The 24,296-nt window shown below is 66.9% G+C and carries 24 protein-coding genes, 2 tRNA genes and 1 pseudogene; 17 read left to right on the forward strand and 10 right to left on the reverse strand.

Annotated elements, in window-relative coordinates; genetic code table 11:
• Positions 1-16: 16 nt before the first annotated feature.
• Together AB7O82_RS06650 and AB7O82_RS06655 are read right to left on the reverse strand one after the other, a co-directional pair.
• On the reverse strand, positions 17-991 hold the full coding sequence (locus AB7O82_RS06650; RefSeq protein WP_428544189.1) for a Bug family tripartite tricarboxylate transporter substrate binding protein: 975 nt from the start codon (positions 989-991) through the stop codon (positions 17-19).
• A 30-nt stretch (positions 992-1,021) separates the two neighbouring features.
• Positions 1,022-2,118 (reverse strand): annotated as a pseudogene (locus AB7O82_RS06655) (alkylhydroperoxidase-related (seleno)protein).
• A gap of 62 nt (positions 2,119-2,180) precedes the next feature.
• Between AB7O82_RS06655 and AB7O82_RS06660 the strand changes: the two are divergent.
• The 6 genes from AB7O82_RS06660 (at position 2,181) to AB7O82_RS06685 (ending at position 7,544) form a co-directional block, all read left to right on the forward strand.
• Positions 2,181-3,086 (forward strand): EamA family transporter, encoded by a 906-nt coding sequence (locus tag AB7O82_RS06660; protein ID WP_428548723.1) that lies wholly within the window; start codon positions 2,181-2,183, stop codon positions 3,084-3,086.
• A gap of 4 nt (positions 3,087-3,090) precedes the next feature.
• Entirely contained in the window at positions 3,091-4,254 is a 1,164-nt protein-coding gene (locus AB7O82_RS06665) for a CaiB/BaiF CoA transferase family protein (RefSeq protein ID WP_428548720.1), read from the forward strand.
• On the forward strand, positions 4,251-5,795 hold the full coding sequence (locus AB7O82_RS06670) for an acetyl-CoA acetyltransferase (RefSeq protein WP_428548717.1): 1,545 nt from the start codon (positions 4,251-4,253) through the stop codon (positions 5,793-5,795). The genes AB7O82_RS06665 and AB7O82_RS06670 overlap by 4 nt, the downstream gene beginning before the upstream one ends.
• A gap of 146 nt (positions 5,796-5,941) precedes the next feature.
• On the forward strand, positions 5,942-6,205 hold the full coding sequence (locus AB7O82_RS06675) for an AbrB/MazE/SpoVT family DNA-binding domain-containing protein (RefSeq protein WP_428548714.1): 264 nt from the start codon (positions 5,942-5,944) through the stop codon (positions 6,203-6,205).
• A gap of 16 nt (positions 6,206-6,221) precedes the next feature.
• Positions 6,222-7,055 (forward strand): phytanoyl-CoA dioxygenase family protein, encoded by an 834-nt coding sequence (locus AB7O82_RS06680; RefSeq protein WP_428548711.1) that lies wholly within the window; start codon positions 6,222-6,224, stop codon positions 7,053-7,055.
• 15 nt (positions 7,056-7,070) lie between these two features.
• The gene (locus AB7O82_RS06685; protein ID WP_428548709.1) at positions 7,071-7,544 is read left to right on the forward strand and encodes a GNAT family N-acetyltransferase; all 474 of its coding nucleotides are present in this window, start codon (positions 7,071-7,073) and stop codon (positions 7,542-7,544) included.
• 71 nt (positions 7,545-7,615) lie between these two features.
• Here AB7O82_RS06685 and hisC read toward each other — a convergent pair whose 3' ends face one another.
• From hisC to AB7O82_RS06715, 6 genes are all read right to left on the reverse strand, one after another.
• Positions 7,616-8,680 (reverse strand): histidinol-phosphate transaminase, encoded by a 1,065-nt coding sequence (gene hisC, locus AB7O82_RS06690; protein WP_428548706.1) that lies wholly within the window; start codon positions 8,678-8,680, stop codon positions 7,616-7,618.
• Between the two features lie 180 nt (positions 8,681-8,860).
• A complete protein-coding gene (locus tag AB7O82_RS06695) occupies positions 8,861-9,331 on the reverse strand; it encodes a GNAT family N-acetyltransferase (RefSeq protein ID WP_428548703.1) in 471 nt (156 codons plus the stop codon).
• A 37-nt stretch (positions 9,332-9,368) separates the two neighbouring features.
• Positions 9,369-12,047 carry a valine--tRNA ligase gene (locus AB7O82_RS06700; RefSeq protein WP_428548700.1) on the reverse strand — a complete coding sequence of 893 codons (2,679 nt, stop codon included), beginning with the start codon at positions 12,045-12,047 and terminating at the stop codon, positions 9,369-9,371.
• A 69-nt stretch (positions 12,048-12,116) separates the two neighbouring features.
• Complete coding sequence (locus AB7O82_RS06705) at positions 12,117-12,761, reverse strand: DUF2497 domain-containing protein (RefSeq protein WP_428548697.1); 645 nt, start codon at positions 12,759-12,761, stop codon at positions 12,117-12,119.
• A gap of 35 nt (positions 12,762-12,796) precedes the next feature.
• A complete protein-coding gene (locus AB7O82_RS06710) occupies positions 12,797-14,242 on the reverse strand; it encodes a TolC family outer membrane protein (RefSeq protein WP_428548694.1) in 1,446 nt (481 codons plus the stop codon).
• An 80-nt stretch (positions 14,243-14,322) separates the two neighbouring features.
• Positions 14,323-14,982 (reverse strand): protein-L-isoaspartate O-methyltransferase family protein, encoded by a 660-nt coding sequence (locus AB7O82_RS06715; protein WP_428548691.1) that lies wholly within the window; start codon positions 14,980-14,982, stop codon positions 14,323-14,325.
• 491 nt (positions 14,983-15,473) lie between these two features.
• Here AB7O82_RS06715 and AB7O82_RS06720 point away from each other — a divergent pair.
• From AB7O82_RS06720 to metC, 9 genes are all read left to right on the forward strand, one after another.
• Positions 15,474-15,547: transfer RNA gene (locus AB7O82_RS06720), tRNA-Cys, on the forward strand.
• Between the two features lie 102 nt (positions 15,548-15,649).
• Positions 15,650-15,724 (forward strand) — tRNA-Asn (locus AB7O82_RS06725).
• A 52-nt stretch (positions 15,725-15,776) separates the two neighbouring features.
• Positions 15,777-16,391: an NUDIX domain-containing protein gene (locus AB7O82_RS06730; RefSeq protein ID WP_428548688.1), complete on the forward strand. Its 615-nt coding sequence runs from the start codon at positions 15,777-15,779 to the stop codon at positions 16,389-16,391.
• A 300-nt stretch (positions 16,392-16,691) separates the two neighbouring features.
• A complete protein-coding gene (locus tag AB7O82_RS06735; protein ID WP_428548685.1) occupies positions 16,692-17,693 on the forward strand; it encodes a cysteine synthase A in 1,002 nt (333 codons plus the stop codon).
• Positions 17,694-17,903: 210 nt separating this feature from the next.
• Positions 17,904-18,818 (forward strand): ribokinase, encoded by a 915-nt coding sequence (locus AB7O82_RS06740; RefSeq protein ID WP_428548682.1) that lies wholly within the window; start codon positions 17,904-17,906, stop codon positions 18,816-18,818.
• Positions 18,819-18,827: 9 nt separating this feature from the next.
• Positions 18,828-19,529, forward strand: coding sequence for an alanyl-tRNA editing protein (locus tag AB7O82_RS06745; protein ID WP_428548680.1), 702 nt, complete (start codon positions 18,828-18,830; stop codon positions 19,527-19,529).
• Positions 19,530-19,631: 102 nt separating this feature from the next.
• On the forward strand, positions 19,632-20,489 hold the full coding sequence (gene sseA, locus AB7O82_RS06750; RefSeq protein ID WP_428549889.1) for a 3-mercaptopyruvate sulfurtransferase: 858 nt from the start codon (positions 19,632-19,634) through the stop codon (positions 20,487-20,489).
• A complete protein-coding gene (locus AB7O82_RS06755) occupies positions 20,473-21,057 on the forward strand; it encodes a GNAT family N-acetyltransferase (protein ID WP_428618959.1) in 585 nt (194 codons plus the stop codon). Before sseA ends, AB7O82_RS06755 begins: the two co-directional genes overlap by 17 nt.
• Before the next feature lie 21 nt (positions 21,058-21,078).
• Positions 21,079-22,272 carry a cystathionine beta-lyase gene (metC, locus tag AB7O82_RS06760; protein ID WP_428549893.1) on the forward strand — a complete coding sequence of 398 codons (1,194 nt, stop codon included), beginning with the start codon at positions 21,079-21,081 and terminating at the stop codon, positions 22,270-22,272.
• Between the two features lie 186 nt (positions 22,273-22,458).
• Here the strand turns inward: metC and AB7O82_RS06765 are convergent, their stop codons facing one another.
• Both AB7O82_RS06765 and AB7O82_RS06770 read right to left on the reverse strand, forming a co-directional pair.
• Positions 22,459-22,800 (reverse strand): DUF952 domain-containing protein, encoded by a 342-nt coding sequence (locus AB7O82_RS06765; protein ID WP_428618961.1) that lies wholly within the window; start codon positions 22,798-22,800, stop codon positions 22,459-22,461.
• Between the two features lie 28 nt (positions 22,801-22,828).
• Positions 22,829-23,311 carry a Fur family transcriptional regulator gene (locus AB7O82_RS06770; protein WP_428549899.1) on the reverse strand — a complete coding sequence of 161 codons (483 nt, stop codon included), beginning with the start codon at positions 23,309-23,311 and terminating at the stop codon, positions 22,829-22,831.
• A gap of 66 nt (positions 23,312-23,377) precedes the next feature.
• Between AB7O82_RS06770 and hisI the strand changes: the two genes are divergently transcribed.
• Entirely contained in the window at positions 23,378-23,794 is a 417-nt protein-coding gene (gene hisI, locus AB7O82_RS06775; protein WP_428549901.1) for a phosphoribosyl-AMP cyclohydrolase, read from the forward strand.
• Positions 23,791-24,285: a hypothetical protein gene (locus AB7O82_RS06780; protein WP_428549904.1), complete on the forward strand. Its 495-nt coding sequence runs from the start codon at positions 23,791-23,793 to the stop codon at positions 24,283-24,285. The genes hisI and AB7O82_RS06780 overlap by 4 nt, the downstream gene beginning before the upstream one ends.
• Positions 24,286-24,296: the final 11 nt, after the last annotated feature.

Here is a 24,296-nt window from a genome sequence, read left to right on the forward strand (position 1 = left end):
GCATGAACGTGCGCCGCTACTCCACCTTGGCGCCCGACTGGCGGATCAGCTCGGCCCAGATCGGCGTTTCGCGGGCCAGCACGTCGGCCAGCTCCTTGGGTGTCGAGCCGACCGACGTCTGTCCCTGGGCGACCATCTTGTCGGCAACGGCGGGCAGATCGATCACGGCTTTGATGGCCTGCTGCAGACGGTCGATGATGTCGGCCGGCGTGCCGGCGGGCGCGTAGGCGGCGACGAACAGGTTGAGGTCGAAGCCGGCGACAAGCTGCTCGCCGAAGGTCTTGAGATCGGGCATCGATGCCGAGCGCTTGGCGCCGGCGACGGCCAGCGGCTTGACCCGGCCGGCCGCGATCTGCGGCTTGGCGCTGGTCGGGCTCGCCCAGGTGATGTCGAGGGTGCCGTTGGCGACATCCTGCAGTGCCGGCACATCGCCTCGGTATGGCACATGGTTGTACTTGCCGCCCAAGGCGCTCTCCAGCATGAGGCCGTACAGATGGCCGCTCGAGCCGATGCCCCAGCTGCCGTACGTCGCCGGCCGGCCGAGTCCTTTGACCCAGACCCCCATGCCGCGCAGGTCGTCGAACGGCGCGTCGGCCTTCACTGCCAGCAGGATCGTGCCCAGCGAGATCAGCGATACCGGGATCAGCTCCTTGGCGGGATCGAACGGCAGCCTGACGTAGAGACTCGGATTGTTGGTGTGCGTCGAGTTGGTCGTGATCAGGAACGTATAGCCGTCCGGCGCCGCCCGGGCGACGATCTCGGATCCGACGATGGTGTTGGCGCCGGGCTTGGGATCGACCAGCACCTGCTGGCCCAGTCGCTGCGTCAGCCCCTCGGCGATGACCCGCACCAGCGCATCGATGGCACCGCCTGGATTGAACGGCACGACGATGCGGATCGGCCTGGTCGGCCAATTGGCCTCGGCGCGCGCCGCGAACGGCATCGCCAACGCGCCGGCGACAAGGGCCCGTCGTCCGATTTCTCGTTTCATGGTCACGCTCCCCCCCCGACGTCCCGAGTATCACACCTTTCTGGCCCAGAAATCATCAATACCGAGGTGAGATCGCCAGCTCGCCGTGGCCGCTGCCTTTTCCGGCTCCAGACGGATGCCCGAGCCGTCGGCGACGCGGGTGATGGCATCGAAACCGGCGATGACGGCGGCCGCGTCCACCATCGCTGGCTCACCGAGGCGATCAACGACCGCATCGCGCGACTGGTCAAGGTCCGTTGCGCCGTCGATCACCGAATCGGCGAAAGCGAGCAGCGCCTTCTCCGCGGCAACGCCGCTGGCAACGCGATTGGTGTCGTCGCCCTGAACGATGCCGGTGAACTCGTAGTCCTTGCCGCTATGCCTGCCGCTCGCCCCGAGCAGGGCCAGATGGCTGGTCGTTCAATAGACGCACTGGTTGCGAACGGCCACGCGGGCGGCAAGCATCTCGATCTGGGCATGCTCGACGGCACGGTACTCGCGGGCGAAGTCCCGCATCGCGTCCTGCGGCAGGTACATCGTCTCGAACAGGTCCCAGAACTGCATCATCGCCTGGGGCACCAGGCTGAGCGCGCGATGGACATTGCCGCCGCTGCGTCCGGCCGAGGTGTAGAGCGGCGGATCCTCGGCGCCGACATCCTCGGGCGCGAGCATCGGCATCCAGCCGAGCCCGGACTTCGCCCCCTTGGGACGCCGTCGTGTCGGCGCCCCGGGCTGGGCCTCGGGCAGGGTGCGCGGCGACGAGCCACGGCCGCGATCGAACGTGTCGACCGCCGTCGTGATCGCCACGACCGACAACAGCTCGACATAAGCCTCCTCGCTCAAGCCTCCGCCGACTTGGCCGCCCTCGACGATCTCGCGGAACCAGGCCTCGGACAGCCGGCCGGGGTCGGTGACGATACGATGGATCGCCTCGACCGCAGCCCGCGGCAGGTCGGTCGAGGACTGATGCTCACCGGCAATCGTGCTCGGCAGCAGAGCTGCCTTGCGTGTGCGCCGCACAGCGCGCAGGCCCGGGCCGCACGCACCTCGCGCGCGATCGTCGTGCGCTCGGCGGCGGTCCACCATTCACCCGGGTCGCCCAGCGCTCGCCATGCCGTCGAGAGCGCATCTCGCAGTTCTTGTCGCATCGTGAAAATCAATCTAGCAGACGCCGGAACACCGACGCCATAGACTGGTCGGCGGAGGAACCGTGCCGCTCTGGATACCGATAACCGTCTTCGCCGCGCTCTGTCAGAACATCCGCACGACACTGCAGCAGAAGATTCGCGGCGTGCTGAGCGTCGACGGCGCGAACTTCGTCCGCTACCTCTATGGTGCGCCGCTGGCGCTGGGGACTCTGGCCTTCCTTGTCCTTTTCACCGGTCGACACGTGCCCGCCCTGTCGGCGTCGTTCCTGCTCCTGGTTACGATCGCAGGGGTTGCCCAGATCGTGGCGACGTCGCTCATGATCCATGCCTTCTCGCTGCGCAACTTCGCGGTCGGTACGGTCTACTCGAAAACCGAGACGGTGTTCGTGGCGCTGTTCGCCACCTTCATCGCCCATGAGCCCCTGAAGCTCGGAGCGTGGACCGGCATCCTGATCTGCCTGGGCGGCGTGGCGATCCTGAGCGTGCGCGGCTCGTTCGCCAACATCCGCTCGGTGCTCGCCGACCTCACCCACAAGGGCGCGCTCTACGGCATCCTGTCGGGTGCCATCTTCGCCATCGCCGCCGGCACCATCCGCGAGGCCTCCAAGCTGCTGCCCGACGGCGACTTCATGATCCGCGGGATCACCGTGCTCGCCTGCATGAACACCATCCAGGTCGTGCTCATGGCTGCCTACCTGTCGCGCCGCGACCGACCGCAGCTCGGCAAGGTCTGGGTCAACTGGCGCTCCTCGGCGTGGGTCGGCATCTTCAGCGTGCTCGGCTCGGCCGGCTGGGCGCTCGCCATGACGCTCGAGAATGCCGCCCTGGTGCGGGCCGTCGGCCAGATCGAGCTGGTCTTCACCTTCATTTCCTCGCACATCGTCCTCAAGGAGCGGCCGTCCGCTGGAGAGTGGATCGGCAGCGTTCTCGTCGTAGGCGGCGTCGTCCTCATCCTGATCTTCCGGTGACCCAATGAGCGAAACCAATCCGCGGCCCCTGCACGGCGTCCGCGTCCTCGATTTCTCGACCACCATCGCCGGCCCGCATTGCAGCCGCCTGCTGGCCGACATGGGCGCCGACGTCATCAAGATCGAGGCGCCCGAAGGCGAGCTGATGAGGAGCCGCCCGGTGCAGCGCAACGGCGCCGGCACGATGTTCGGCCAGCTCAACGCCGGCAAGCGCTCGATCGTGCTCGACCTCAAGCGGCCAGAAGCGGTCGCCGCGGTGAAGAAGCTGGCGGCCGGCGTCGACATCGTCGTCGAGAACTACCGGCCGGGCGTGATGAAGCGGCTCGGTCTCGACTATCCGGAGCTGGCCAGGATCAATCCGAAGCTCGTCTATTGCGCCATCTCGGGCTACGGCCAGACCGGGCCGGGCGCCGGTCGGCCGGCCTACGCGCCGGTGATCCATGCCGCGACCGGCTTCGACCGCGCGCATCTGTTCTACCAGCAGGGCCGCGAGCGGCCGGACAATTGCGGAATCTTCGTCGCCGACTATGCGAGCGGCGCCTATGCGCTGGGCGGCATCCTGGCGGCGCTGCACCAGCGCCACGTCACCGGCAAGGGGCAGATGGTCGACGTCTCGATGTTCGAGGCGCTGGTCGGCATGCTGCTGGGCGAGGTCAATCGTGCCCAGTTCGATTTCGAGATGCCGTCTCGGCCGATGTACGGCCCGGTCGAGGCCAAGGACGGCTACGTCATGCTGGCCACGGCGAGCGAGCGCACCTTCCAGGACATGGCGACGGCGGCCGGCCGGCGCGACTGGCTGACCGATCCACGCTTCGAGAAGTACGCCGACCGGCGCATGAACTGGGACCAGTTCGTCGACGAGTTCGAGGCGTGGTCCAGGACGCTTACGGTCGAGGAGTGTGTAGCGGTCCTCGACAAGCATGGCGTGCCGTGCTCGCCCTACTACACTGTTACCGAGGCCCTGCAGGATCCGCAGGTCGCCCATCGCGGCACGCTCTGCACCATCGAGGACAGCGCCGGCTCCTATAAATCGCCGGCTCCGCCCTTCCGCTTCTCCGGCTCTGCCCTGCAGAGCGGCCCCAGGGTTTCGAGCCTGGGCGAGCATACGCGGGAGATTCTCGAGGAAGCCGGCCTCTCGCCCGCCGAGATCGAGGCGCTCGCCAAGTGATTGATCCGCGCACGCCCATCCTGGTCGGCTGCGGCCAGATCACGGATACGACCGGCCAGCCCTCGAGCGCACGGTCGAACGTCGCCTTCTCCGCCGAGGCGGCCCGCCTCGCCCTCGCCGATGCCGGCGCGTCGATCGGCGCCGAGGCCCTGGGTCGCAAGATCGACGCGGTCGCAGTGCTCGAGTTCTTTCCCGACGTCAGCCCGCGCTTCGCCTCGCCTTTCGGTCGCTGCACCAATCCGCCCAAGGCCGTCGCCAACCGCCTGAACGCGACGCCGCGCCAGCTCATCTACACCCACCAGGGCGGCAACACGCCCCAGTACATGGTCAATCGCTTCGCCGAGGAGATCGCCAGCGGCGAGACCGGGCTGGCGCTGATCTGCGGCGCCGAGCTGCTGCGCTCGACTCAGAATGCCCGCAAGGCCGGGCTTGCCATTGACCACAACGAGGATCCCGGCGGCGAGCCGATGCGGATCGGCGACAAGCGCCTGGGCTTCTCCGACGAGGAGGGGCGGCACGAGCTCCGGGCGGCCATCCACTTCTACCCGCTGCTGGAGAACGCGATCCGCGGCGGGCTCGGGCGGGATGTCGAAAGCCACTTGGCGACCATGGGTCGCCTGTTCGAGCGCCTTGCCGCCGTCGCCCGGGACAATCCGCTGGCGACCCGCCGCGAGGGCTACAGTGCGGAACGGCTGGCGACGATCTCCGACGACAACCGCTGGATCTGCTTCCCCTACCCGCGGCTGATGAATGCCAACGCCATCATCGACCAGGCGGCCGCCGTGCTCGTGACGTCGGTCGAGAAGGCGCGCGAGTGGGGCATCCCGCCGGTGCGGTGGGTGTTCCTGCACGGCTGCGCCGACGGCACCGACACCTGGGTGGTGTCCGAGCGCCCGCGACTGGACGCGTCGCCGGCGATTCGTGGCTGCGCCCGCACCGCCCTCGACATGGCCGGCAAGTCGGTCGCCGACGTGGCGGCCTTCGATCTCTACAGCTGCTTCCCGTCGGCGGTCGAAGTGGCGATGAAGGAGATCGGCCTCGCCGAGGACGACCCGCGCCCGATCAGCGTCACCGGGGGCCTGCCCTTCTTCGGTGGCCCGGGCAACAACTACGTCACCCATTCGATCGCCGAGATGATGAACGTGGTGCGCAGGAAGCCCGGTTCGTTCGGTATGGTGACGGCCAACGGCAACTATCTCACCAAGCATTCGGCCGGCCTCTACTCGACCGCGCCGGTGCACGGCCCGTGGCGGCGCGAAGACCCCAGGAAGCTCCAGGCCGAACTCGACGCCGGCGCCAGGCAGCGTGTCGACACCAGGCCGACGGGAACCGGCACGATCGAGACATACTGCGTCGCCTACGGCAAGGATGCCCCCGAACGGGCCTACGTCCTGGGCCGCCTCGACGCGACCGGTGACCGTTTCATCGCCGTGGCCCAGGGCGACCCGGCGCTGCTGTCCGACATGCTGACGCGGGAACAGCTGGGGCGTAAAGTAACCGTGTCCGAGAAGGACCGCCGCAACGTGTTCCGGCCGGTGTAGAGTTTCGTCTGTTGTCCGAGCTTTCTCAGTCGTCCTGAGCGCAGCGAAGGACCTTATCGCCGCCGGCTACGGATTGTTCCAAAGCTTCTGGCGATGAGATCTTTCGCTTCGCTCAGGGTGGCGCAGCGACCGTTCCGGAGATCAGCATGTCGCGAGCCATTGTCAGGCGCTGGGGCAAGAACCTCGCCGTTCGTGTTCCTCACGACGTCGTCGAGCGAACCGGACTGGTCGACGGCGAGCGCGTGGCAGTCGAAGAACAGGATGGCAACATCGAGATCCGCCGGGCCGCAAGCACACGCGACGCGATCGCGGCGGCTGAAGAGACTATCAATGAACGACTGCGCTATCGTCGCGACCGGAGAGCTATATCGCGGCTGATTGCCGAAGGCCGACGCGGACATTCGAGCTGACAAGCAGCGAGGGAACATGCCGAACCAGCTAAGCCAGGCGCAGATGGCGGAATTCGACGACAAGGGCTTCACCTACGCGCGCGGCCTGTTCGCCCCCGACGAGATCGACCTGCTGACGCGCGCCATGGAAGAGGACCCCGCGGTGCGTGGCAGCATCCTCGACCGGCGCGATGGCGAAGGCCGCTCGACGCGCATCGCGCTCTGGAACCGCGCCGGCGACAGCGTCTACGGGCTGGCGGCGCGCTGCCGGCGCATGGTCGACACCTCGGTGGCGCTGCTGGGCGGACCAGTCTACCACTACCAGTCCAAGCTGACTGCCAAGGAGCCTGAGGTCGGTGGCGCCTGGGAATGGCACCAGGACTACGGCTACTGGTACTACAACGGTTGCCTGCGGCCCGACCTGCTCTCGGTGATGATCGCGCTCGACAAGACGACATGCGAGAATGGCTGTCTGCAGATCGCCACGGGCTCGCACAAGCTCGGCCGCATCGACCACACGCCCTTGTCGCCGACCCAGAACGAGGTCGACCCCAAGCGCATGCCCCACATCTTGGAGAAGTGTCCGATCGAGTATTGCGAGCTCGACAAGGGCGATGCGCTGATCTTCCACTGCAACGCCATTCACCGCTCCGACGCCAACCGCTCCGCCAACCGGCGCTGGACCCTGCTGATCTGCTACAACCGGGTCGACAACGACACGTTCGTCAAGGCCGACGACCGCTACTTCGTGCCGCTCGAAGCGGTCGACGACGACGCGCTGCGCACCGCCGGCCTGCGTTTCGCTCGCGGCGACAATCAGGAGCACTTTGCCAGCCGGCCCTACGTGCCGGACCTGCGCAAGGCCTCATAGCCGGCGGCGGCTGCCTTGGAGGTCCGCAAAGCCCAGACGGCCGATCTCAAGGCGACCGTCGAGCTGGCGGAACGCAGCCGCCGGCCGCTCCACAAGTACCAGCCGACTTTCTGGCGCAAGGCGGCGAACTCGACAGCGGCAACCGAGACATTCTTCACGCAGCTGTTGACCGAGCCGGACACGATCTTCCTGGTCGCCGTCGAGGGAAGCCGGCACCTGGGTTTCCTGATTGCCCGCAAGTTCCCCAACCCGCCGGTCTTCGATCCGGGTGGCGATACCTGGATAATCGACGATTTCTGCGTGGCCGAGCCGCACCTCTGGCTCAGCATCGGCGAGGCGTTGCTTTCCTACGTCTCCACCCTGATCCACGAACATGGCGGCGTGCAGATCGTCGTCGTCTCGGCCGACCGCGACCTCGCCAAGACCGAGATGCTGCGCCGCTCCGAGATGACCATTGCTTCGAACTGGTGGACCAAGCCGTTGCGCTGAAAGCCAACGCATATGCTCCGGCAGGTCGTTTCGTCCTTCAGCACCTCTGCCCGTCCGGCATAAGATCGACGTCACAATCTTCTCAGAATTTCCGTCGCCGCCTCGATCAGCCGATGGGTATCCTCTTCCGTCCCCACGGTGATGCGCAGATAGGGCGCCGTGCGCGGTTTATTGAAATGCCGCACCAGCACCGCGCGCTCGCGCAGCGCCGCCGCGAGCTCTGCACCCCCCTGATTCGGATGCCTCGCATAGACGAAATTCGCGCTCGAGGGCAGGACGGCGAAGCCCAGCCGGACAAGCTCGCGCGTCATTGCTTCGCGGGCCGCGACGACCCGGGCGCAGCTCACGCGGAAGTAGGCGTCGTCGCGCACCGAGGCCGTCGCGCCCGCCTGGGCAACACGGCCGATCGGGTAGGAATTGAAGCTGTCCTTCACACGGCGCAGCGCCTCGATCAGCCCCTCCTCGCCGAGCGCGTAGCCGACGCGCAGGCCGGCGAGCGCGCGTGACTTCGACATCGTCTGCACGACCAGCAGGTTCGGATGATCGGCGATCAGCGGGGCCGCGCTCTCGCCGCCGAAATCGACATAGGCCTCGTCGATCAGCACCGGAATGTCGCGATGTTCGTCGAGCAGCCGGGCGACCTCCGCGCGCGGCAGCGCGATGCCGGTCGGCGCATTGGGATTGGCGATCACGATCGACCCGGCCTCGCGCCGATAGTCCTGGACCCGCACGCGCATGTCGTTGTCCAGCGGCACGGTCTGGCAGGCGATGCCGAACAACTGCCCCCACACGGGATAGAAGCTGTACGTGACGTCCGGATACAGCAGCGGCCTGGGCTGCTTCAGCAGCGCCACAAAGGCGTGTGCGAGCACTTCGTCCGAGCCGTTGCCGACGAACACCTGCTCCGGCCTGACGCCGTGATGGTTGGCCAATGCCTCCCGCAATTCGGTCGCCTCGGGATCGGGGTAGAGCCGCTGGCTGTCGGCCGCGGCGGCACGCATCGCCTCGAGCGCGCGCGGCGACGGCCCGAATGGGCTCTCGTTGGTGTTGAGCTTCACCAGATTGGCAATGCGCGGCTGCTCGCCCGGCACATAGGGCGAAAGCTCGCGCGCGATCTGGCTCCAGAACGGGTTCATCGGGAGGTCCGTGGTGAGATCGAGCGGCGGCTTATGCCACTGACGAACTGGCTGCGCCAGCTTTAGAGCCCACTGTCGACCATCGCGAGCGCCTTGTCCTCCTGAGCGCAGCGAAGGATCTCTTCGCCCGCAGTCCCAGAGCGCGCCGGCCACCTCCTGCGATGAGATCCTTCGCTGCGCTCAGGAGGACGGCCAAGCCCGACGCAATATCTCGTAGTTTCGTGCCCGGTACTTCGACCCGTCGCTTTCGCCGATTGCCACGAAGTCCAGCCGGCGCATGAGGCGATGCGAGCGTTCGTTCGGCAAGTCTACGCCGGCCAGGATGCGCGGGAGTTTCAGGACCTCGAAGCCGTGGCGCAGGGCCGCCTGGGCAGCCTGGTACGCCACGCCCCTGCCCCAGCAGCGTTCGCTGATGACGATCAGAAGCTCCCGATCGGCGCCGGTCGGCCGCAGCGACGTCAGACCGACGATCACGCCATCGAGGATGATCACCCAGGCGCCGTGCTCGCACGCGGCCTCGACATGCGCCTGCGTCTGGTCGCGGCGAAGCAGGATGTCGTCGAACAGGTACTGCTTCACGCCGTGTTCGGTGAAGATGGCGTGCAGCTCATCGCCATCCCCAGGCTCGACGGGACGCAGGGCCAGGCTCAAGCGCGCGCTCTCACGCCCTTACCCCCATCACGCCCCTTCACGCCCCCAGGCGCTCCAGCGCCGCGCTGAGGCGCGCGCGCGTCTGCTCGGCGGCTTGGCGGCGCTCGCGCTGCTCCTCGACGACTTCCTCGGGCGCGCGCGAGACGAAGGCCTTGTTGCCGAGCTTGGCGTCGATCTTGCCGACCTCGTCGCCGAGCTTCTTGATCTCCTTCTGCAGGCGCGCGCTCTCGGCCTTGAGGTCGATGACCTCGCCCACCGGCAACGCATAGGTCGCCTCGCCGACGACGATCTGCAGCGCCGCCCTGGGTGCCGCCGCGGCGGGCCCGACGCCCTCGATGCGGGCCAGGCGCTCGATCGCAGCGCGGTGCGTGTCGAGGCGCTGGCGCGTGGTCGCGTCGGCACCCACCACCAGCAGCTTGAGCTTGGCGCCCGCCGGCACGTTCAGCTCGGCGCGCGCCGAGCGGATGTCGGAGATCAGCTTCACCAGCCAGCCGATCTCGGCGTCGGCCGCCCGATCGGTCGGCGCCGGCACGGGCCAGGGCTGCCTTATGAGCATGCCGTGCCGGGCGCGATGGCCGAGCTTGTCCCACAGCTCTTCGGTGATGAAGGGCATCACCGGGTGCAGGAGCTTGGCGGTCTCGCGGATCACGAAGGCGGTGACGGCGCGCGTCTCGTCCTTGGCCAGACCGTCCTCGCCCCCCAGCACGGGCTTGCTGAGCTCGACGTACCAGTCGCAGACGATGCCCCAGATGAATTCGTACAGCGCGCCGGCCGCCTCGTTCAGGCGGAACTCGGCGATTGCCTTGTCGATCGCGGCGTTGGCGCGCGCCAGCTCGCCCAGCACCCACTTGTTGATGGTCAGCCGGGCGCTCGCCGGGTCGAAGCCTTCCGGTAGCGCGGCGCCGTTCATCTCGGCAAAACGCGTCGCGTTCCAGAATTTGGTGGCGAAGTTGCGCGAGCCTTCGACGCGCGCCGGCGCGAGCCGCAGACGGCCGGCATTGTTTGCGGCAAGCGCCGTCATGGTGAAGCGCAGGGCATCGGCGCCGTACTTGTCGATCAGCTCCAGGGGGTCCATGGCGTTGCCCTTGGACTTGGACATCTTCTGGCCCTTCTCGTCGGTCACCAGGCCGTGCAGGTAGACGGTGCGGAACGGCACGTCCTTCATGAAGTACATGCCCATCATCATCATGCGGGCGACCCAGAAGAACAGGATGTCCCAGCCGGTCACCAGCACGTCGGTCGCGTAGTACTTTTTCAGGGCGGCGGTCTCGTCGGGCCAGCCCAGGGTCGAGAACGGCCACAGCGCCGAACTGAACCAGGTGTCGAGCACGTCGGGGTCACGCTCCAGGGTCACGTCCTTGCCGTAGTGGGCGCGCGCCTCTTCCTTCGCCTCTGCCTCCGACATCGCCACGAAAATCTTGCGGTCGGGTCCGTACCAGGCCGGGATCTGATGGCCCCACCAGAGCTGGCGTGAGATGCACCACGGCTCGATGTTCTCCATCCAGCGGAAGAATTCCTCGCGCCCGCGTTCCGGTACAAAGGTCACGCGGCCGTCGCGCGCCGCCGCGATCGGCTGTTCGGCGAGTTTCCTGGCGTCGGCGTACCACTGCTCTGTCAGGAAAGGCTCGACCGGCACGCCGCCGCGATCGCCGTAGGGCACCGAGTGGGTGTGCGGCTCGATCTTCTCAACCAGTCCCGCCGCCTCCATGTCGGCGACGACCTGCTTGCGCGCATCGAAGCGGTCGAGGCCGCGGTATTTCTCCGGCGCCTTGTCGTTCAGCCGCGCGAACTTGTCGAAGATGCCGATCGCCTCGAGCTTGTGCCGCCGCCCGACCTCGAAATCGTTGAAATCGTGCGCCGGCGTGATTTTCACCGCGCCCGAGCCCTTCTCCGGGTCGGAATATTCGTCGCCGACGATCGGGATGCGCCGCCCAACCAGCGGCAGGATGACGTGCTTGCCGATCAGGTGCTTCCACTTGGGATCGTCGGGGTGCACCGCGACGGCTGTGTCGCCCAGCATCGTCTCGGGCCGCGTCGTCGCCACCACGATGTGCTCGTCGCTGCCCTCGATCGGGTACTTGAAATACCAGAGATGGCCCTTGACCTCGTGCTGCTCGACCTCGAGGTCCGAGATCGCCGTCAGCATTTTCGGATCCCAGTTGACCAGCCGGTTGTCCTTGTAGATCAGGCCGGCCTTGTAGAGATCGACGAACACTTTCAGCACGGCCGCCGACAGGCCCTCGTCCATGGTGAAGCGCTCGCGGCTCCAGTCGCAGGACGCACCGAGGCGGCGCAGCTGTCCGGTGATGGTGCCGCCCGAAAAGGCCTTCCACTCCCAGACCTTGGCCAGGAATTCCTCGCGCGTCAGGAGCTTCTTGTTGCCGTCGCTGGCGGTTGCGCCCTCGACGGCGAGGCCGATGCCTTCCTGCGCCAGATTGCGCACCACCACCATCTGGGTGGCGATGCCGGCATGGTCGGTGCCGGGCTGCCACAGCACGTCGTCGCCCTTCATGCGGCGCCAGCGGATCAATACGTCCTGCAGCGTGTTGTCGAGCGCATGGCCCATGTGCAGGCTGCCGGTGACGTTGGGCGGCGGGATGACGATGCAGTACGGCGGCTTCGCCGACTCGGGATGGGCGCGAAAGGCGCCTTCGCTCTCCCATTGCGGATAGAGGCGGGCTTCGATTTCCTTCGGGTCGTAGGTCTTGTCGAGCATCTCTAGGCCTTCAAAACAAAAACGCCACGGTCCTGGCGCCGTGGCGTTCAATTCGGTGGGCGCCTGGGGTCAGCGGCGTGTCAGCCGGACAATCTCGCGTTCGACATAGCTTTCGACGATGCCGGGCAAGTTGCGATCCAGCCAATCCTTGAGCATCGGCCGCAGCATCTCCTTGACGAGGTCCTCGATCGTCTGCGGTTTGCCGCCGACCAGCATTCCCGGGTCGCCGGCGGCGGGCATAGGGACACTTTCCTGCACCGCCAGGCTCAAGCGGGAGAATGCGTCCGTAGCCGCCCCGGCCGCCGACCCGTCGATCAGAGGCGAGTCGGGGCCCAGGCCGACGCCCGCCGGGCGCGCCGGCTCCGCATCTCGCACGGCCGCTTCGGCGAGGCGCGACGGCTCCGGCGGACGCGCAGCCTCCACCGCACGCGGGAGTTCGCTGCTCGACTGCAGGCTGAGCGGCGCCACGACCTCGGCGGGACGCGGGGTGGTGGCCTTGGGGTCTTCCATCAGATCCTCGGTGAGCAACAGCACATCGTCATGCTCTGCCGAGCGCATCCTTGACTCCGGCCGCGGAGGCTCGGGCGGCGGCACGACCGAGAGCCTTGCAGGCTGGCCGGGCGCCTGCGGTCCGCTCGTCCTCTGGTTCGTCATCTGGGCTCGGGCCTCGTCGTCGGAAATGATCTTGCGAATCGATGCCAGGATATCGTCCATTGACGGGTCGCCACCGCCATTCCTGGGATCGCTCATCATCTGCTCCCGAAAGGCGGGCTGGTCGTCGTGGTCGGCGCGGGCATCGGGGGCTTGCCGCCCGAATCACTGGTTCCCCAACCGATCCACTTGGACCCGACCTCGTTGTAGTACCTCTCCTCATCATAATACTCGACCGGAAGGGTCAGTGCACGAGCGGTCAGCCGGCCGACGCCCGCCAGAACACTGTAGTAGGCAACCTGAACCGCGCGACGCGCCTGCACCAGGCTGACCTGGGCGTTCAGCAGCTCCTGTTCCGCGTTCAACACGTCGAGCGTGGTGCGCGAGCCGACCAGTGCCTCCTGGCGGACGCCGTTCAGCGCAACCTCGTTGGCGCGGACCTGGGCTTCGAAGGAAGTCACCTGCGAGCGCGAGGAGTCGAGCTGCCGCCAGGCGCGGATCACGTTCTCGGCGACGGCGCGACGGGCGCTGTCGAGTTCGTTGCGGCGCTGGGCGACCAGCTCCTTGGCCTGGCGGACGCGCGACCATTCACTGCCGTTCTGATAGATCGGCACGACGGCCTGCACGCGGATGCCGTAGGTGTAGTACTGGTCCGTCGGCACCGACAGGTCGAACTGCTGCTGGATGACACCCACCAGGTTGACCTGGGGCAGCAGGTCGCCGATCGCCGTGTTGACGCTGTAGCTCGCCGAGGAGATGCGATGCTGCGCCGTGACCGCACGCGGCCCCATATCCATGGCCAGGCTGATCGCCTCGTCCTCGCTGGCCGGCAGCCCGCCGACAAGGGGAATCTCGCCCAACCGGCCGGGCTTCTGGCCGATCGTGCGCTGGTAGGCTGCCTCGGCGATGCGCACGTCGGTCTCGGCCTGCACCAGGCTGGCGCGCGCGCCTTCGAGACGCGCCTCGGCCTGGGCGACGTCGGTAATGGTGAGCTCGCCCACCCGGAACCGTTCGCGCGTGGCATCGAGCTGCTGGATCAGCACCTTGACGTTGTTCCGCCTGGCCTCGGCGATGGCGATGTTCTGCACCAGGTCGGCATACGACGTGACCGCTGCCAGCAGGACGCTCTGCTCGGTGTCGGCGAGCGCGGCGCGCTGCGCCTGGATGTTGGCTTGGGCCGTCTTGGTTTCCGAGATGGTCTTGCCGCCGCGGAACAGTGGCTGGATGGCCTGCAGGGTAGTGAACCGGCCGTTCAATATGTAGTAGCTCGGCGCCGTGCGGATTGGGATCGAGTCCTGCTCGACCTTGTTCCACTCGACGGTGAGCGTGATGCGCGGGCGCCAGTTGGCAACTGCCTGCGCAAGACCTTCATCGGTCTGACGCAGGATGGCACGGGAAGCCAGCAGATCGGGATTACCATTGTAGGTCGTCGACAACGCCTCGATCAGGCTCTGCGACCAAGCATTGGAGCCGAATCCCAATCCGACGGCGAGGGCGCACACAGCCAGTGTGCGCGCGACCCTCAAGCTGGGTCGGATACGCATTGCAATACCCTCATGTGTTGATCGTAGCCTACCACTGGTCGGAACGGCATGGGTAGCCTCGCAACTGACCAGACAACGTTTCAGAATGTAAAGCGCGGCGGCGGCGCGAAGCCGGGCAGCAGGGGCGTGCCGGCATCGAACAGCGGGCGAGCCGACGCCACGTCGCCTTCCTTCACGAAAAGCTGGGCGACACCGAGCACGCCCTCCGGTCCGGCGACGACGGTGGCCAGGCGTCCGCCGGAGGCCAACTGGCCGAGAATGGCCTGCGGCACTTGGCGCACGGCGCCCTCGATCAGGATCGCCTCGAATGGCCCACTCCACCTGTCGCCGTCCTCCAGCGGGCCCACGACCTGCCGGACTCCCGGCAGCGCTAACTCCTTCGCCGTCCGCTCGGCCGCCGCGGCGAGATTGGCATCGCTCTCGACGGCGACCACCGATTTCACCAGCTTCGACAGAAGCGCCGCGCCATAGCCACGCCCGGAGGCGACGACCAGTGCCTTGTCCCCGGCCTGCGGCTGCAGTGCCTGGATCAGGCGCGCCAGCACCATCGGTTCCATCAGGTAGCGGCCACCGCCCAGCGGCACGTCGTCGTCGGCGTAGGCAATGGACTGCAGGCCTTCCGGCAGGAAGCGCTCGCGCGGCAGGTCGTTGACCGCCGCCAGGAGTTGGGCATTGGTCACCCGGTTGGGCCTCAACTGACCGTCGATCATGTTGCGCCGCGCCAGAGCAAAATCCGCCATGCCTACCTCAAGATATCGTACGATCTTATACGCATCAGGCAGCGAGAGCGTCAAAGGTCGCGCGGTCGCGCCGGCTTGACCGGCTCGCAGGCCGTCTGCATCCCCGCGCCTACATTGACGGGCGCGAGGATGGATTTCCCCGCTGTCGCAGCGAGGGGCGGGTTGCCGGCGTGGACGGCGTCGCTCTCGAGCAGCGCTCGCCGGGCGGGGACGCCGGCGCTTCAGATGACGTCGAGACGTCGACGTCCGGCCTGAACAATTGCTCGCATGTGCCTGCCTGCCGCTGTCGATGAAGTGAGTGCCCTGCTTCGTGGGGAAAGGCTGCGGAGCGTCACCCGCCTGTATCACGTCGAAACAGGCTTCGACCCTGTGGACACGCCGCGCACAGGAACCGCAGGTGAACATCGCACTTCCGCTGTGCCCGAACTTGTGTCACAAGACGCCGCCTTGCACTCAAGGGTCGAAGCTAACGCTTTGATTTCGTTGGCAAGGGCCTGGTGGCAGAGTGGTGATGCAGCGGACTGCAAATCCGCGAATGCCGGTTCGATTCCGGCCCAGGCCTCCAGCGCGCGGACGTTTTGATCGCAGGCCTTGCGTGCGCAGGTCGGCTCTGTCAAAACACCGCGCCTTCGCACCCGGTCTACCGCGCCGGCGCGGGGGCTCTTGATCCGGGGTAGCTCAGCGGTAGAGCAATCGGCTGTTAACCGATCGGTCGCCGGTTCGAATCCGGCCCCCGGAGCCATTTCGGGCCGCTCTCGCAAGAGAGCGGCCCTTCTTGCATCCAGGGTCCGTTCATGTCGTCTCGTCCCTTGCCCAACGAAACCGTAGAGCTGGTCGATCATGTCGTGGCGTTCCAGGGTTATTTCAGGGTCGGCCGCTACTTCTTTCGCCATGGCCTTTACCAGGGCGGACAGAGCGGCGTGCTGCGGCGCGAGGTGTTCGAGCGCGGCCAGGCGGCTGCAGTGCTGCCCTACGACCCACGGCGCGACGAGGTCGTTTTGATTCGCCAGTTCCGGGCCGGCGCCTACGTCGCCGGACGGCATCCCTGGACCTGGGAGATCGTCGCCGGCATCGTCGAGGACGGCGAGACGCCCGAGGCGCTGGTCCGCCGCGAGGCCGTCGAGGAGGCCTCGCTCGAGCTGCGCGACGTCGTGCCCGTGCACGATGTGATCCTGAGCCCCGGCGCCTGCTCCGAAGGCTGCTCGATCTTCGTAGGCCACGTCGACACGACCAACGCCGGCGGCGTGTTCGGCCTGGAGTCGGAAGGCGAGAACATCCTGGTCAAGGTCCTGTCCTTCGCCGAGGCGCGGTCGATGCTCGAGCACGGCGAGATCGGCAACGCGATCGGCGTGATCGCCATCCAGTGGCTCGCCCTCCACCGCGACCAGATCCGGGCACGCTGGAGCTAGCCCGACTCCTACGTTGGGAGCGCGCCACTCCGATGGCGCTCATTGGATGAGCAATCATCAAGAAGAGCGCCATCGGAGTGGTGCGCTCCCAGCGAATGAGTTGCGCTGGCCTCGAGCCACGAGGCAGCCGCCGACCGTATGGGTGCAGGCCTCGACGCGCGCGCCATAGGCGCAGGGGCAGCCATCTACCGTTTCGCCGGCAATCCCCCCTCTCCTCTCGTGGTTGCCTTCGAGGCGGGTCCCTGTTTACCGTCCGGCAGGGAAGCAAACGGCCTAGCAGCCTAGCAGAGCGAGCACTCCATGAACGTCCGGTCGGGTTTCATCGACAGCATCGGCAACACACCCCTGATCAAGCTGCGCGCCGCCTCGGCGGCGACCGGGTGCGACATCTACGGCAAGGCCGAATTCCTCAATCCCGGCGGCTCGGTGAAGGATCGTGCCGCGCTCGCCATCATTGAGGACGCCGAGAAGCAGGGTAAGCTCCGGCCCGGCGGCGTCATCGTCGAAGGCACGGCGGGCAACACCGGCATTGGCATCGCCCTGGTCGCCAATGCGCGGGGCTACCGCTCGGTCATTGTCATGCCCGAGACGCAGAGCCAGGAGAAGAAGGACATGCTGCGCCTGTGCGGCGCCGATCTCCGGCTGGTGCCCGCGGTGCCATACGCCAATCCCGGCAATTACGTGCGCTATTCCGGCAAGCTCGCCGAGGAGCTCGCGGCAACCGAGCCCAACGGCGCGGTGTGGGCGAACCAGTTCGACAACACCGCCAACCGCGACGGCCACTACCGCACCACCGGACCGGAAATCTGGGAACAGACCGAGGGCAAGGTCGACGGGTTCACCTGCTCCGTCGGCACCGGCGGCACCCTGGGCGGCATTGCGCGTGCGCTGAAGGAGCGCAATTCCAACGTCAAGATCGCCGTCAGCGACCCGATGGGCTCGGCGATCTACAACTGGTTCGCAAAGGGCGAGCTGAAGGCCGAGGGCAACTCCGTCACCGAAGGCATCGGAAACGGCCGGGTGACGGCCAACCTCGAAGGCACGCCGATCGATCTCGGCTACCAGATCACCGACGAGGAGGCGCTGCCCGTCCTGTTCGACCTGATCGAGCACGAGGGCCTGGTGCTGGGCGGCTCGACAGCCATCAATGTCGTCGGTGCCATGCGGCTCGCGCGCGATCTCGGGCCGGGCAAGACAGTCGTAACCATCCTCGCCGATGGCGGACAGCGCTACCAGTCGAAGCTGTTCAATCCGGTGTTCCTGCGCGAGAAGAACCTGCCTTTGCCGCCCTGGATGAAGTGAGCACCTTCTCCGACGGGCACCTTTCATGAGCCAGGGCATTAGCAGATGTAAAAAAATACCGTCATTCCGAGCGGAGCCGCCCGGAGGGCGGCGCAGTCGAGGGACCTTTCTTGGTGATGCTGCAACAAGAAAGGTCCCTCCACTACGCCTCGCTTCGCTCGGCTCCGGTCGGGATGACGGTTTTTTTGCAATGTGCGAATGCCCTGCATCATGAGCCGGGTCGTCGTCTGTGGCAGCCTCAACATGGATGTCGTGGTCCAGAGCGCGCGTCGGCCGGCGACCGGCGAGACGCTGCTGGGGGCCACGGTATCGTTCCTGCCGGGCGGCAAAGGGCTGAACCAGGCCGTCGCCGCCGCGCGCCTCGGCGCGCCGACGGCGATGATCGGCGCGGTAGGCAACGATGCCTTCGGTAACGGCCTGCGCAGTTTCCTGGCGAGCGAGGACATCGACGCCACCGGCGTTCGCGAGATCGACGGCCCGGCAACCGGCGTTGCCCTGATCCAGGTCGCCGGCAAAGACAACGCGATCACCGTCGCCTCCGGCGCCAATCATCGCTTCACGCGGCGCATGATCCGCCACGCGCCGCACCGCGGCGAGGTGTGGCTGGCGCAGTTCGAGATATCGGTCGCCGAGACCGAGGCCATCCTCAAGCGCGCCAAGGCGGCCGGGGCACGCACGGTGCTGAACCTCGCGCCCTACGTCGCCCATTCGGATCGACTGATGAGCCATGTCGACGTTGCCGTGCTGAACGAGATCGAGCTTGCGCAGTCGACCGGCACCCGGTTGCAGGCCCGGAGCTCGATGCGGGACCTTACGGCCGCCGCGCAGAAGCTGCGGGCCAAGGGTGCCGGTACCGTCATTGCAACGCTCGGTGCGCGCGGCGCGGTCGTCGTCACGGGCGAGGCCGCCAAAGTCGTGCCGGCGTACAAGGCCAGCGTGGTCGACACTACGGGCGCCGGCGACTGCTTCGTCGGCGCCCTCGCCGCCCGCCTGCTGGGCGGCGCCTCGCCGGTCGAGGCCGCCCGCTTCGCTGTCGCCGCAGCGTCCTGCTCGGTCGAGAAGCTGGGCGCCGCGCCGGCTATGCCGATGGCCCGGGACGTTGCGGCGCGGCTGGCGAGGGCCTAAATCCCTGCCATGTTCGAAGAACTCTTTCGCCAGGACGCCTATCTCAGGGAAGCCGATGCGACGGTGACCGCGCTCGAGGAGCGCGGCCTGCGCCTCGACCGCTCGATTTTCTACCCGACCGGCGGTGGTCAGCCCGGCGATACCGGCATCGTGCGCTGGGACGGCGGTGAGGCGCGGATCGTCGACTCGATCAAGGCCGAGAGCGGCGACGTGCTGCACGTGCTCGCGCCCGACTCGCCGCGTCCGGCGGTCGGCGCCAAGGTCCATACCGCGCTCGATTGGGAGCGGCGGATGCGCCATATGCGCATGCACACTGCGCTGCACGTCATGTCGGCAGTCATCCGCGGCAACGTCACCGGTGGTCAGGTCGGCTCCGACAGGAGTCGCCTCGACTTCAATCTCGAGGGCGAGGTGCCGGCCAAGGATTGGGTGACCGCGGAGGTCAACAAGCTGATCGCGCTCGACCGGCCGGTCACGCCGCAATGGATCACCGACGAGGAGCTCGAGGCACGGCCCGAGCTGGTCAAGACCATGAGCGTGCGCCCGCCGATGGGTGCCGGCCGCGTGCGCCTCTTGTCGATCGAAGGCATCGATTTGCAGGCCTGCGGCGGCACGCACGTGGCGCGCACCGGCGAGATCGGCCCGATCGAGTGCGTCAAGATCGAGAACAAGGGCAAGATGAACCGCCGCTTCGTCATCGCCCTGACGTGATCAAACTGGACCGCGGGCGTCCCGCCCGCTCATCGTCATGATGAGTGGGCGGGACGCCCGCGGTCCAAATGAAAAGAGCCCGAAAGGTTTAAGGAACCCAAGATGGACTACGCAAGACCCGACGCTCTCGTCAGCACGACCTGGCTCGCCAGCCGGCTCAATGCGCCCGACGTACGGGTTGTCGACGGCTCGTTCTACCTGCCCGCGCAAAAGCGCAATCCCAGGCAGGAGTATGTCAACCAGCACATTCCGGGCGCCGTCTTCTTCGACATCGACGAGATCGCCGACACATCGAGCCCGCTGCCGCACATGCTGCCGTCGCCGGAGAAATTCTCTGCACGCGTTCGCAAGCTCGGCCTGGGCGATGGCAGCAAGATCGTGGTCTACGACACCACGCCGATGCTGGGCGCCACCCGCGTGTGGTGGATGTTCCGCGCCATGGGTCACAAGGACGTGTCGGTGCTGGATGGCGGCCTGACCAAATGGATGGCCGAGGGCCATCCCGTCACCGACGATCCGACGCCGCCGCGAGATCGGCACTTCACCGCCCGCCTCGACAACACCCTGGTCCGTTCGCTCGACGACGTGCGCGGCCTGATCGACAGCCGGCGCGAGCAGATCGTCGATGCAAGGGCGGCCAACCGTTTTCGCGGCGAGGCGCCCGAGCCGCGGCCGGGCCTGCGCTCCGGCCACATGCCGGGCGCGTTCAACCTGCCCTACAACGACCTGATCGACCCGTCGACCGGCACCATGCTGTCCGCCGACAAGCTCGCCGCCCGCATCGCCGCCTCGGGCATCGACCCGGCCAGGAAGGTGACGGCAAGCTGCGGCTCGGGTGTCAGCGCCTGCGTCGTGGCCCTGGGGCTCTATCTCACCGGCGCGCCGGAAGCGGCGATCTATGACGGTTCATGGACGGAATGGGGCGGCCGGGCCGACACGCCAATTGTCACCGGATCCTGACCTCTTTCGCCATCAGCCGCCGCCGCGCGCCGACGGCTGGCTGCCGGTCACCATCACGCATCTCGAGATGGAGCCGTCGGCCTGGACGCGTCGCGGCAGGCCGCCGGCGTTCGAGGTCCGGATCGAGCACGTCGGCGCGCCGACGGTCGCCGCGTATCGCGAGCTCTACGACAGGGTCGGTCGGCCATGGCTATGGTACGAGCGGAGGCTCTGGACCGACGAGGCACTGCAGGCTTTGCTGCTGCGGCCGGGGCACGAGTTGCACGTGGCGCATGACGGGTCTGCACTCGTCGGCTTCTTCGAGCTCGGCGACGACGAGCTTGCCTTCTTCGGCCTGACCCTGGACTACATCGGCCGACGAATCGGGCCCTGGCTGCTCGACCGCGCCATCGAGCGCGCCTTCGCCCTCGGCGCGCAGCGGCTGCGCCTCAACACCAACACCGTCGACCATCCGCGTGCACTCGACACCTATCGCAAGGCGGGCTTTCGTTCCACGGGAAGCGAGCGCGTCGAATTGCGCGACCCGCGTGTGATGTGGCCGGACGTCTACCGCTGGCCGCCGGTCTGAACGCCGTGCCATAGTGGATTCATGACTTCCAAGAAGACCTACACGCGCGCCGACACCGTTCTTGCTGTCGCGGGCCGCGATCCCGCCAACAATTTCGGCATCGTCAATCCGCCCGTCTATCACGCCTCGACGATCCTCTCCCCGACCATGGAGAAGTTCGAGAATCGCGTGCCCTTCGAAGGGTTCGGCTACGGCCGCAACGGCACGCCGACCCAGAAGGCGCTGGAGGACGCGGTGGCCGCCATCGAGGGCGCCCATCGCTCGATCGCCGTCCAGTCGGGCCTCGGCGCGGTGACCGGCGCCATCGTCGGCTTTCTCAAGGCCGGCGACCACATGCTGCTCACCGACAACGCCTATGGGCCAGCGCGCCGCTTCTCCAATACGACGCTCAAGAACTTCGGCGTCGAGACGACGTTCTTCGATCCCATGATCGGTGCCGGCATCGAGCGTCTGATCCGGCCCAACACCAAGGTGGTGTATCTCGAAGCCCCGGGCTCGCAGACCTTCGAGGTGCAGGATGTCGACGCCATTGCCAGCGTCGCCAAGAAGCATGGCGCGGCCGTGATGATCGACAACACCTGGGCGACGCCGCTTTACTTCAAGCCGTTCGACCATGGTTGCGATCTGTCGATCCACGCCGGCACCAAGTACATCGTTGGCCACTCCGACGCGATGATGGGCATCATCTCTTGCGCCACGCGCGAGATGTTCGAGATCGCCAAGACGGCCTGCCAGAATTTCGGCTTCCATGCCGCGCCCGACGATTGCTACCTGGCGCTGCGCGGCTTGCGCACCATGGGTGTGCGACTGCGTCACCACGAGAAGAGCGGCATCGAGATCGCCCATTGGCTCAAGGCGCGGCCCGAGGTCGACAAGGTGCTGCATCCCGCCCTGCCCGACTGCCCGGGCCACGACAACTGGAAGCGCATGTTCAAGGGCTCTTCCGGCCTGTTCTCCTTCACCTTGCGCGACGGTTACAGCCGCAACGCGCTGGCGGCGATGCTCGACGGCATGGACATTTTCGGTATGGGCGCGAGCTGGGGCGGCTACGAGAGCCTGATGATCCCGGCCCATCCCGACAAGTACCGCACCGCCGTGCCCTGGCCCGAGAACAAGCATCTCGTGCGCGTCCACATCGGGTTGGAAGACGTCGAGGATCTGAAGACCGATCTCGCCGAGGGTTTCGACCGGCTCAACCGGGCGCACAACGCGTAACGCAGGCAACGCAGGCGAAGTAACCTGGGCCGCCAGTGGCGCCCTTCCCGTCCTCCTCCCCGGCTTCGCTGGGGAGGTGTCGCGGTCATACCGCGACGGAGGGGTCATAGGCCCCCTCGCGTGACTCATGCCCCCGCCGTCCGCGATTACGCGGACACCCCAGCGAAGCTGGGGAGGAGAATGATCTCAGTCCACGTCCGCTGGAAAGATGTGATTGCCATCGGCGCCAAGAGGTAGAGGTCGCACCGACAGCACCGCTGCCGTCGGCAGAAGTCCGTAGAGATGCGGAAAAAGATCGCCATCCCGTGAAGGTTCGTACCTCAGCGCGCCGCCGAGGCTTGCATCGTCGACCGCCACGAGGACGAGACCGTCCTGCCGCTTGAAATACAGTTGGGCCGTTCGCCTTACCTGCCGCCCCGTGGAGAGATGGATGAAGCCGTCCTGCAAATCCATGCCGGCACCGGCAAAAACGCCGTCGTGTTCCGCCGCCTTCCACAGATCAGCGGCGATGATTTTGTAGACTGTCATCCTGAGGGATCAGCCTGAACGATGCCGTCTATGATTTGCGGCAGTCGGCACAGGTGCCGGTGACTTCCAGGGTCATGTCGCGGGCGGCGAAGCCACGGCGGCCGGCGCTGGCGACAATCGTGTCGGCGAGGCCGTTGCTGTGCAGCTCCTCGGCATTGCCGCATTGGCCGCAGATCAGGAAAAAGCCGCGATGCGACTCGCCGGGATGGCTGCAGCCGATGAAGGCGTTCATGCGCTCGATGCGATGGATCAGCCCGTGCTCGATCAGGAAATCGAGCGCCCGATACACGGTCGGCGGCGCCGAGCCCAGATCCTCGTCGTGCAGCTGGTTGAGGAGCGCATAGGCGCCGACCGGCTTGTGACCGGACCACACGAGCTCGAGCACACGCCGGCGCAGCGGCGTGAAACGCAGGTTCCTGTCGGCGCACAGCTTCACGGCCGCGGCGAGTGCATCCTCGATGCAGTGTTCGTGATCGTGGTTGCGATCAACGCTCTTGGCTGTCTTCTTCACGGGCAATCCGATTTGCCAAGCAGTATTGCGACGACTATACGCCCCGTTCCCCAGCGAGGCCAAGCCATGCCCATTGCCGCCGCCCCCTCATCCACAGCGATCGACACCTTCCTTGCGGCCGTCAAGTTCGACGCCCAGGGCCTCGTGCCGGCGATCGCCCAGCAGCACGATACCGGCGAGGTGCTGATGATGGCGTGGATGAATCGCGCCGCCGTCGTCGAGACGCTCAGCACCGGACGCGTCTGTTACTGGTCGCGCTCGCGCCAGGCGCCGTGGCGCAAGGGTGACACCTCCGGCCACGTCCAGACCCTGGTCGACCTGCGGGTCGACTGCGACGGCGACACGTTGCTGGCGCTCGTCGATCAGACGGGCGTCGCCTGTCATACCGGCCGACACAACTGCTTCTTCCGCGCCCTGCGCGGCGAGGGGCTGGAGGAAATCGCGCCGGTCGTCGTCGACATGCCAGCGGAGAGCAGAGCTTGAGCGCATTCGTGACGTCACGGCGCACCCTCGTCGCGGCCGCTTCGGTCCTCGCCGCTTCCCTCGCCATTAGCGCCTGCTCGGGTGGTCCCTTGGGCCGGCAGCCGCGTCACACCCTGTCGCCGCGCGGCGACCGCCTGGTGCGTTGGCTCCAGGTCGACGGCAGGGACAACATGATGGCGCCAGAGGCGCTCGCCCTCATGGGCATCACCAACGAGGGACGCGACATCCCGGTGCGCCAGATCGGCGAGGACGGCGCCGACGGCCGCTACGTCGTGAGCCTGGTCAACATCCGCAAGATCCACGAGCTCGTCTTCCACCGCCGACAAGGCGACGTGCTGATCCTGCATCTCAGCGACACGAAATTCGCGAGGTTGGCGAGCGTTCGCTACCCGCGCAACGGCAAGCCCTCGCCGATCATCGACACCGCCTTTGCCGAGAGCGACTTCCAGCAGCAGATCGCTTTTTGGTTCAAACGCATGCCGGGGCGGTAGTATTGTGACAG

This window comes from Reyranella sp. (assembly GCF_050185545.1).
In the GTDB taxonomy this organism is placed as follows: Bacteria; Pseudomonadota; Alphaproteobacteria; order Reyranellales; family Reyranellaceae; genus Reyranella.

Coding starts and splice junctions, on each gene's coding strand:
- AB7O82_RS06650 (WP_428544189.1), bottom strand. CDS start 991: ATGAAACGAGAAATCGGACGACGGGCCCTTGTCGCCGGCGCGTTGGCG.
- AB7O82_RS06665 (WP_428548720.1), top strand. CDS start 3,091: ATGAGCGAAACCAATCCGCGGCCCCTGCACGGCGTCCGCGTCCTCGAT.
- AB7O82_RS06675 (WP_428548714.1), top strand. CDS start 5,942: ATGTCGCGAGCCATTGTCAGGCGCTGGGGCAAGAACCTCGCCGTTCGT.
- AB7O82_RS06680 (WP_428548711.1), top strand. CDS start 6,222: ATGCCGAACCAGCTAAGCCAGGCGCAGATGGCGGAATTCGACGACAAG.
- hisC (WP_428548706.1), bottom strand. CDS start 8,680: ATGAACCCGTTCTGGAGCCAGATCGCGCGCGAGCTTTCGCCCTATGTG.
- AB7O82_RS06700 (WP_428548700.1), bottom strand. CDS start 12,047: ATGCTCGACAAGACCTACGACCCGAAGGAAATCGAAGCCCGCCTCTAT.
- AB7O82_RS06705 (WP_428548697.1), bottom strand. CDS start 12,761: ATGGACGATATCCTGGCATCGATTCGCAAGATCATTTCCGACGACGAG.
- AB7O82_RS06710 (WP_428548694.1), bottom strand. CDS start 14,242: ATGCGTATCCGACCCAGCTTGAGGGTCGCGCGCACACTGGCTGTGTGC.
- AB7O82_RS06715 (WP_428548691.1), bottom strand. CDS start 14,982: ATGGCGGATTTTGCTCTGGCGCGGCGCAACATGATCGACGGTCAGTTG.
- AB7O82_RS06730 (WP_428548688.1), top strand. CDS start 15,777: ATGTCGTCTCGTCCCTTGCCCAACGAAACCGTAGAGCTGGTCGATCAT.
- AB7O82_RS06735 (WP_428548685.1), top strand. CDS start 16,692: ATGAACGTCCGGTCGGGTTTCATCGACAGCATCGGCAACACACCCCTG.
- AB7O82_RS06740 (WP_428548682.1), top strand. CDS start 17,904: ATGAGCCGGGTCGTCGTCTGTGGCAGCCTCAACATGGATGTCGTGGTC.
- AB7O82_RS06745 (WP_428548680.1), top strand. CDS start 18,828: ATGTTCGAAGAACTCTTTCGCCAGGACGCCTATCTCAGGGAAGCCGAT.
- sseA (WP_428549889.1), top strand. CDS start 19,632: ATGGACTACGCAAGACCCGACGCTCTCGTCAGCACGACCTGGCTCGCC.
- metC (WP_428549893.1), top strand. CDS start 21,079: ATGACTTCCAAGAAGACCTACACGCGCGCCGACACCGTTCTTGCTGTC.
- AB7O82_RS06765 (WP_428618961.1), bottom strand. CDS start 22,800: ATGACAGTCTACAAAATCATCGCCGCTGATCTGTGGAAGGCGGCGGAA.
- hisI (WP_428549901.1), top strand. CDS start 23,378: ATGCCCATTGCCGCCGCCCCCTCATCCACAGCGATCGACACCTTCCTT.